At 73.8% G+C, this 8,157-nt stretch carries 6 protein-coding genes; 3 read left to right on the top strand and 3 right to left on the bottom strand.

The features are described 5' to 3' along the window. Positions 1–121: 121 nt before the first annotated feature. Entirely contained in the window at positions 122–787 is a 666-nt protein-coding gene (locus ACFVIM_RS29710; RefSeq protein WP_384307719.1) for a sigma-70 family RNA polymerase sigma factor, read from the bottom strand. A 359-nt stretch (positions 788–1,146) separates the two neighbouring features. Further along, positions 1,147–1,806, bottom strand: coding sequence for a hypothetical protein (locus ACFVIM_RS29705; protein WP_384307716.1), 660 nt, complete (start codon positions 1,804–1,806; stop codon positions 1,147–1,149). Positions 1,807–2,255: 449 nt separating this feature from the next. On the opposite strand from ACFVIM_RS29705, the gene ACFVIM_RS29700 reads away from it, so the two are divergent. Then, entirely contained in the window at positions 2,256–3,374 is a 1,119-nt protein-coding gene (locus ACFVIM_RS29700) for a ferric reductase-like transmembrane domain-containing protein (protein WP_384307714.1), read from the top strand. 253 nt (positions 3,375–3,627) lie between these two features. Then, positions 3,628–3,768, top strand: coding sequence for a hypothetical protein (locus tag ACFVIM_RS29695; protein WP_384307711.1), 141 nt, complete (start codon positions 3,628–3,630; stop codon positions 3,766–3,768). Between the two features lie 15 nt (positions 3,769–3,783). On the opposite strand, the gene ACFVIM_RS29690 is transcribed toward ACFVIM_RS29695, so the two are convergent. Then, positions 3,784–4,407: a TetR/AcrR family transcriptional regulator gene (locus ACFVIM_RS29690; protein WP_384307708.1), complete on the bottom strand. Its 624-nt coding sequence runs from the start codon at positions 4,405–4,407 to the stop codon at positions 3,784–3,786. Positions 4,408–4,649: 242 nt separating this feature from the next. Here ACFVIM_RS29690 and ACFVIM_RS29685 point away from each other — a divergent pair, with 242 nt between their 5' ends. Continuing rightward, the gene (locus tag ACFVIM_RS29685; RefSeq protein ID WP_384307706.1) at positions 4,650–8,069 is read left to right on the top strand and encodes a cytochrome P450; all 3,420 of its coding nucleotides are present in this window, start codon (positions 4,650–4,652) and stop codon (positions 8,067–8,069) included. The last annotated feature ends 88 nt before the right edge of the window (positions 8,070–8,157 follow it).

The following is an 8,157-nucleotide window of genomic DNA, read 5'->3' as shown; positions in this document are numbered from 1 at the left end:
TACTACTGGGCCTCGGGGGCTCGGCTTTGTTTATACGCGCCCGGGGGGGGGGGGGGGCCCGGGGGCGCGGCCGGCGTGCGGCCGTCCGCGCCGGTGACCGTGACCGTTCCGGCTCCGGTCGCTATGCGGCGACCAGCGCGGGTACGGGGGACCGCTGATCGATCCAGACCTCCGCCAGATCCCGCCGGGCGCGTGCCACCCGGGAACGTATGGTCCCCACCGGGCAGCCGAGCACGTCGGCGGCCTCGGCGTAGGAGAGACCGATCAACCGGGTGAGCACGAAGGCGTGTTGCCGTCCGGGCTCCAGCTCCCGGACCGCGTCCCAGAAGGCCACCGACTCCTCGAAGCCGGGGGTCTGGTGGGAGCGCGCCGCGCGGTCGGCGGCGCCCAGCCAGTCGGTGGTGTCGGCGATACGGGGCCGGGCCGCGGCCCTGCGGTAGCGGTCGACGACCACGCGCCGGGCGATGGAGAGCAGCCAGGACCGTGCGCAGGAGCGCCCGGCGAATCTGCTCAGCCCGGTGAGGGCGCGTTCGTAGGTCTCCTGGGTGAGGTCGTCGGCGCCGGGGACATCGGCGGTGAGATGGGCGACGAACCGCCGTACGTCCTCGTACGTGGCGTGGACGAAGAGTTCGGCCGCGCGGCGGTCACCGTGCCCGGCGGCCAGGGCCCAGGTGGTGATCTCGGCGTCCCGGTCGTCCCGGTCCGGCCGGGAGGGCGCGGTGGCGCCGGGAGCGGACGGCCCCCGCCTCGGTCCGGGAGGCCCGGCCGGGGGCGAGGAAGCCGCCATGGAGAGCGGTGCGGAGAGCGGCGCGCCGTCGGCGACCGGTAGGGAGGGGGCCGGTAGGGAGGGGTCCGGAACCGGCGGTCTCGGCACCGTGGCCGGGGCCGGGTTGAGACATCCGGGCAGGGAGTCGTGATGCCTCGGCAGGGAGGTGCGGACCCTCAGCCGGAGATGGCGGTTCCGCGGGATGAGCGTGGGGAGTTCCGGCGGGAGCCCGAGGTCTCCGGGGAGCCCGTGATCTTCAGGAAGGCCGAGGTCTCCTGAAGGAGCGGAGGGAGCGGGGGGAGCCGGAGGAGCGAGCATGGAAAACATGACAAAACGTCCTTCGCGTCCAAGTGGAAGCCCGGTGGGGCGGGGTGATCGACTCAGGACGGAAGGAGCGGGGGCCCACGCCGGGAGAGCCCCCGGAGGAGTAAGAAGGAGTCGGGCCGCCGGACCGGGACCCGGTGGTCCAGGGCGACGGCCACGCTGGGCAGCCGTGGCGGTTCGCCGCCCAGTACCTCGCGGATGAGCCGCAGCACGGCCCGGATGCCGGAGGTGAACAGGGTGAGCGCCCGCCCGAGTTGGACGAGTGCCCGCTCCCCGCGCCAGAGCCACCAGCCGCAGACCGCTCCGGCCAGCAGATGGGCCCCGGCCATGCCGAAGGTCAGCAGGGAGGGGTCGAAGAGGGCGTGGGGGGAGAGCGGTTCGGGCGGTGGGCCATCGGTCAGGGGGGTGTGTCCGGGGCGGTGACCCGCGTTGTGTGTCCGCCCCGAGGCGCCCCCGCCGGGCCCGTGGGGGGCCGCGCCGAAGAGCACATGGAGCAGGGGCTGTCCCAGGGCGATGGCGCCGACAACGACCGGAGCGGAACGTTCCGCCCGGGTGAGCCACCAGGCGGCGGCACAGACCGGGGGCAGGGCCAGCGCATAGCCCCAGGGGGAGGGGGAGACACCGGACGACAGGTCATGGCCGAGTCCGGACAGCACGACGCACACAGCGGCGAGTACCGCGGTGTGGGTGAGGCGGAGTGCGGTTCCGGCTCCCATGCTGGTCATCGTGCCAGTGCCACCAGGGCTCCGGGGAAGCCCCGCCGATCGGGACACGTCATCAGATCATCAGGTTTAGCGGGACAGTTCCGAGGCGTGATGCACATCACGTATCAGCCGGGGAAAGTCGCCGGGAACTTTCGGCGTCCGCCGCGCGACCCCTTGAGCGACACGCCCCGCCTCGACCGTCAGGGACCGAGCGGGTTCTACGCGAGGAGCGGAGCCGAGCCATGCGCAGTGACACGGAGCAGACCGCTCCGGAGCCGGAACGTCTCAACGGGCAACCGGAGCACGGCGCCGAGGGTGCCGGGGCGGACGCGCCCGGGACGGGGAACGCCGGGACGGGGAGCGCCGCAATGGGGAATGCCGAGCCAGCGAACGCCGAGCCAGCGAACGCCGCGTCAGCGAACGCCGAGTCAGCGAACGCCGGGTCAGTGAACGCCGCGTCAGTGAACGCGGGGAAAGCCGCGCCGGGAACCGCCGGGCCGCCCAGGACGGGGACGGAGATCCCGGGCCAGGCGAGCGGGCCCGCCGGCGCCCGTACCACCGGGGACACCCCGGCCCGGGACGGAGGCGCCACCGGCGCCCCCGAGGCGGCGGGAGCCGGACCAACGGCGTCCGAAGCGACGGCAACCGACCCCACGGCGGCCGGGGCGCGGGGCCCCGCGCGCGTCACCCTGCGGGCGGATCTGCGGGCGAGCGTGTGGGACGGTCTGCTGGCGCTGGTGGTGACGGCGGCGGTCTTCGCCCTGATCTACGCGCGGATCGAGGCGAAGACGTCCTCGACCGTGACCGTGATGCCGTTCATGGCGGACGCGGGCGGCTTCTGGGTCTACTTCCTCAGCCAGGCGTTCGGATGGTCCGCGCTGCTCTGGGCCTGGGGCACGGTCATCATCGGGCTGCTGCTCTCGGGAACCCGCCCCGCGTGGCTGAGGATCCCCGGCCCGAAGCTGGAGCGGCTGCACCGGACCACCAGCATCAACACGATGGCGCTGATGGCGGCGCACGCGATCTTCTTCGCGGTCGAGTTGGTGCGGCACGACAAGGACGCGTGGCACGCGGCGGCGGTGACGGCGTTCATCGAGGCGTTCGTGCCCGGCGGCTATGACTCCGGTACGGGGAAGGTGGCCATCCCGGTCGGGCAGGCGGCGCTCTATCTCGCCATCCCGATGGGTCTCCTCTTCTACGCGCGGCACCGCATCGGCCCGAAGACCTGGCGGGTGATGCACCGCTTTGTGATCGTGACCTATGTGCTGAGTGTCTGGCACACCCTGCTGTACGGGACGAACGTCTGGTACGACGGCGCGTTCCGCACCACGATCTGGCTGCTGCAACTCCCCATCGCCGTCCTGCTGCTGATCCGGCTGGCGCGTCCGGCGCGGCGGTCGGAGCGGCTGCGGGGGCTGGCCGCCCACCCGGGCTCCAAGGCCGGCTGGGGGCTGCGGCTGGCGGGCCGGGTGCTCGCGGTGGGCCTGATCGTGCTGGTGCTGGCGGTGGTCGTCTCGGGCCGGGACGGCGGCCGGGAGAAACCGCCCGCGGACACCTCGTCCACCCATGACCACGGCTGAGCCGCCGGGGCGCTGACGGCCGTCGGGGGAGGGCACCGGGACCGCCGGTCCCGGTGCCACGGGAACGCGCCGCCGACCGCCCGCCGGGCAGCCGAGCACCGCAGAGGTTCTCGGTGGTCACGGTCGGCGCGCGCCGCCGGGGGGCCTCCCCCGTGTGTACCGAGGCCCCCCGGCGCGACCCGTGATGCCGCTGGTGCGTGGGTATCACCCGTACGCCTGGACGGGTGATCGACGCGGTGCGTACCGTCCCGCCATGGCGAGAACGACACGTCCGGGCAGGGCACTCGGCCTGCTGGCGGTGCTGGCGGTGCTGGTGGCCGACGGCCGTGAGGCCCGGTCGGACGCGCTGCCCGGCTGGGAGGTACGGGAGAGCCGCGACCCGGCGCCGGGCTGACGCCCGGCCGGGGGTCTACGCGGTCGGGCGGGCCGGGACGGCTCCCGAGGCCAGCCCCAGGGTGGCGGCGATGACCTGGTCCAGGGCGCGGCGGGTGGCGGCGGAGGGCTCGCCGCCGGAGAGCAGCAGGCTCATACAGACCCCGTCGAGCCCGGCCATCAGGAAGGTGGCCAGCTCGGTGGCGGGAACGGCATAGGTCACCCCGGTACGGACGGCGACGTCGCCGAAGGCGTCGGCGGCCGTCTGCGCCAGTTCGGCGTGGAAGCGGTGCACCACGCCCCGGAGGTCGGGCTGGCGCAGGGCGAAGGTGAGCAGTTCCTGCCAGAGGAGGTTGTACTCCGGCCGGTCGCAGAGGTCCTCCCAGAAGACGTCGGCCGTCGCCCGGAGCGCCTCTTCCAGGCCGGCCGCCCGCTGTACCGCCTCCAGGACCCCGTCGTGGAGCTTGACGGTGAGTGACTCCAGGACGGCCCGGTAGAGGTCGGCCTTGGTGCCGAAGGTGTAGTGCACGGTCGCCTGGGCGACCCCCAGCTCCGCCGCGATGGCCCGGGTGCTCCCCGCCGCGACGCCTTCGCGGGCCATCAGGTCGACGGCCGCGGCGATCAGCTGAGGGCGGCGTTCGGCCGCTGAGACGTGAGGCATGGAACCACTATAACGACGTAATCGACTGCTCATGTCATCCGACATTGTCACCTGACCAAGTCGCTTGTATGGTGAGGTGCAGGCAGGTGAGGGCCGGTGTGTGCCGGTCCCCACCCGTGGTCCATCACGGCCCGTGCCGGGGAACGACCTGGCCGGACAACGGTCCCGCCACCCCGCGCCGGACGGCCGTGAAAGAGAAGCCGCCGGGTGATCGGCGGCCGACGACACAAGGGGCAGCGAGCATGGAACCCGTGAAGTCCGGCGCATCCGTGGAACCAACGACACGACCCGGGGGTACGGAGGCGGGGGACGCGCGCCAGAGCTCCTCCCCGGACCCGGAGACCCGCACCCGCACCCGTCCCCGCACCCCGCTCACCGTCCTCTCCCCGGTCCCCGAGCGCGGCTCGCTCCCCGTCGTCGGCCATGCCCTGCGGCTGCCGACGGACCGGTTCGTCCAGTACACGATGGAGGAGGCACGGGCCCTCGGCCCGATCTACACCCTGCGTGTCTTCGGCGACGAGACGCTGGTGGTCTCCGGCGGGGACCTGGTCGCGGAGCTGTGCGACGAGACCCGGTTCCGTAAGTCGCCCGCCGGTCTTGAGGCGGTCCGGGAGTTCGGGGGCGACGGCCTCTTCACGGCCTTCAACGACGAACCCAACTGGCGCAAGGCGAACAGCATCCTGATGCCCGCCTTCTCCTTCAACGCGCTGCGGGCCTACCACCCGACCATGCTGTTCGCCGCCCGGCGGCTGCTCGACACCTGGGACGCGCGCGCCGGTTCCCCCGTCCAGGTCGCCGACGACATGACCCGGCTGACCCTGGACACCATCGGGCTCTGCGGCTTCGGCTACGACTTCGACTGCTTCGGCCGCCAGACCACCCACCCCTTCGTCCGCACGATGGTCGCCGCGCTCGACCACGCCCAGCGCAAGGCGGCCTTCCTGCCGGGCCTGGACTTCCTCTACGCCCGCTCCGAGAGCCGCCAGCGGGAGAACATCCTGGCGATGAACCGGCTCGCCGACGACATCGTCCGCCGCCGCCGCGCCGAGAACGCGAACCCGGCCCCCACCGGCGGGAGCGATGCCCCGGACGGCGTCGCTGATCTCCTCTCCCTCATGCTCCACGCGAAGGACGGGGCGAGCGGCGAGCCGCTGGACGACACCAACATCCGCTACCAGATGCTGACGTTCCTGATCGCGGGGCACGAGACCACCAGCGGAGCGCTCTCCTTCGCCCTGTACTACCTGCTGAAGCACCCCACCGTCCTGGCCGCCGCGCAGGCCGAGGTGGACGCGCTGTGGGGCGGGGACCCCGACCCGGATCCGTCGTTCGAGGATGTCGGCCGGCTCACGTACATCCGTCAGGTCCTCAACGAGAGCCTGCGGCTGTGGCCGACCGCGCCCGGGTTCTCCGTCGAGCCGGAGGAGGACACCGTCATCGGCGGCCGGTACCGGGTGCGCGCCAAGCAGCCGCTGTTCGTGCTGACGCCGATGCTCCACCGGGGCGAGGGCTGGGGCGACAACCCGGAGATGTTCGACCCGGACCGGTTCTCGCCGGAGCGCGTCGACGCCCGCCCCGGCCATCTCTACAAGCCGTTCGGCAACGGCGAACGGTCCTGCATCGGCCGCCAGTTCGCGCTCCATGAGGCGACCCTGCTGCTGGGGCTGCTGATCCACCGCTACCGGCTGCTGGACCACTCCCGCTACGAGCTGAGGATCAAGGAGACGCTGACCATCAAGCCGGACGGCTTCTCCCTCACGCCGGTGCGCCGCACCCGCGAGGAGCGCCGGACCTCGGCGGGAGCCACTGCCACTGCCCCCGCCCCCGCCTCCGTACCGTCCGGCGGAGGTACGCCGGGGGAGGGGCTGCGGGCGCCGGGGACGACCCTCACCGTGCTGTACGGGTCGCGGCTCGGGACCTGTCGCGCGCTCGCCGGGGAGCTGGCGCAGGACGGCGCGCGCCATGGCTTCGCCACCCGGGTCGCGTCGCTGGACGAGGCGGTCGGGACGCTGACGGCGCGGAGCCCGGTGCTGGTGGTGGCGGCCTCGTACAACGGGCGTCCGACCGATGACGCGGCCCGGTTCTTCGGCTGGCTGGAGCAGGCGGGCCCGGGGGAGGTGCCCGAGGGGATGCCGTACGCGGTGCTCGGGGTCGGCGACCGCAACTGGGCGGCCACCTACCAGCGCGTACCGACGCTGATCGACGAGCGGCTGACGGCGGCCGGGGCCACGGCGCTGACCCCGCGCGGCGCGGTCGACGTCTCCGGCGACGCGGCGGGCGAGACGGCGCGCTGGACGGGCCGGGTGTGGTCGGCGCTGCTGGAGCGGTACGGGGTGCCCGCCGAGGAGGCGGGCGAGGTGCGCGGGGGCCACCGCTACACGGTCGAGGACGCCGGAGGCGCCCGGACCCCGGTGCTCCCCGTCCCCGAGGACCTCCACCCGCTCACCGTCACCGAGAACCGCGAACTCTGCGACCTCACCCACCCGGTGGGCCGCTCCAAGCGCTTTCTGCGCCTGAGCCTGCCCGCGGACACCGCAGACACCGCGACCACCGCAGGCACTACAGGCACTACAGGCACCGCGACCACCGCCACCCCCTACCGCAGCGGCGACCATCTCGTCATCCGCCCCGCCAACCCCACCGCCCTCGTCGACCGGGTCTGGGTCGCCACCGGACTGAACCCGGACCGGACCGTGGTCCTCGGCGCCGGTCCGGCAGCGGGCACCGGGGCGGACGACCCGCTGCCGCTCGGCGAGCCGATGACGGTACGCACCCTGCTGACCCATCTGGTCGAACTGGGCCAGCCCGCCACCGCCCGCCAGGCCACCGCGCTCGCCGAGGCCACCCCCTGCCCGCCCGAGCGCGCCGCCCTGGAGCGGTACGCGGCCGACCCGGGCCGCCTCACCGTGGTCGATCTGCTGGAACAGCACGCGTCGTGCCAGCCGTCGCTCCCCGCGCTCCTCGACGTGCTCACGCCGACCCGGCTCCGTACGTACTCCATCTCCTCCACGCCCGCGCTCTCGCCCGGCGCCATCGATCTGATGGTGGCCGCGGCGCCGGTCCCGCACCGCACCGGCGAGGGCACCTGGACCGGCGCGGGCGCGGCCTATCTGGCCGCGCTGGAGCCCGGCGCCACGGTCCACGGCCGGGTCATGCCCTGCCAGGAGTCGTTCCGGCTGCCGGACGACCCGTCCGTCCCGGTGATCCTGGTGTCGGCGGGCACCGGCCTGGCCCCCTTCCGCGCGGCGGTCGCCGACCGCGCCGCGAGCACCGCCCCGGACTCCGGACGGGCACCGCTGCTCTGCTACTTCGGCTGCGACCACCCGGAGGTCGACTACCTCCACCGGGAGGAACTGGAGGCGGCCGAGGCCGCGTCGGCGGGTGCGGTGAGCCTGCGCCCGGCGCACTCGGCGGCGCCCGAGAACGGCGTCCAGTACGTCCAGGACCGGTTGCTGCGCGAGTCCGCCGAAGTGTGGGGGCTGCTGGCCCGTGGCGCCCATGTCCGCGTCTGCGGTGACGGCCGCCGGATGGCCCCGGCGGTACGGGCGGCACTGGCCGCGATCTACGAGGAGTGGGGCGGCGACGGGACCCTGACCGGTGAGGAGTGGCTGAACGGCCTGCGGGACGAGGGCCGGTATGCCGAGGACGTGTGGGCGGGCTGATCCGCTCCGTACGGCCCGGGCGGCCGGTGGGTCCGGACGCGCGTGACGCCGCCGTGCCCGGTACGTGTGGCACGGTCCGGCCCGGCTG

Source organism: Streptomyces sp. NPDC057638 (assembly GCF_042800315.1).
Classification (GTDB): domain Bacteria; phylum Actinomycetota; class Actinomycetes; order Streptomycetales; family Streptomycetaceae; genus Streptomyces.
Note: the sequence above shows the minus strand (reverse complement) of the source record. Positions and strands in the feature narration are given on the sequence as shown.

Coding starts and splice junctions, on each gene's coding strand:
- ACFVIM_RS29710 (WP_384307719.1), bottom strand. CDS start 787: ATGGCGGCTTCCTCGCCCCCGGCCGGGCCTCCCGGACCGAGGCGGGGG.
- ACFVIM_RS29705 (WP_384307716.1), bottom strand. CDS start 1,806: ATGGGAGCCGGAACCGCACTCCGCCTCACCCACACCGCGGTACTCGCC.
- ACFVIM_RS29695 (WP_384307711.1), top strand. CDS start 3,628: ATGGCGAGAACGACACGTCCGGGCAGGGCACTCGGCCTGCTGGCGGTG.
- ACFVIM_RS29690 (WP_384307708.1), bottom strand. CDS start 4,407: ATGCCTCACGTCTCAGCGGCCGAACGCCGCCCTCAGCTGATCGCCGCG.
- ACFVIM_RS29685 (WP_384307706.1), top strand. CDS start 4,650: ATGGAACCCGTGAAGTCCGGCGCATCCGTGGAACCAACGACACGACCC.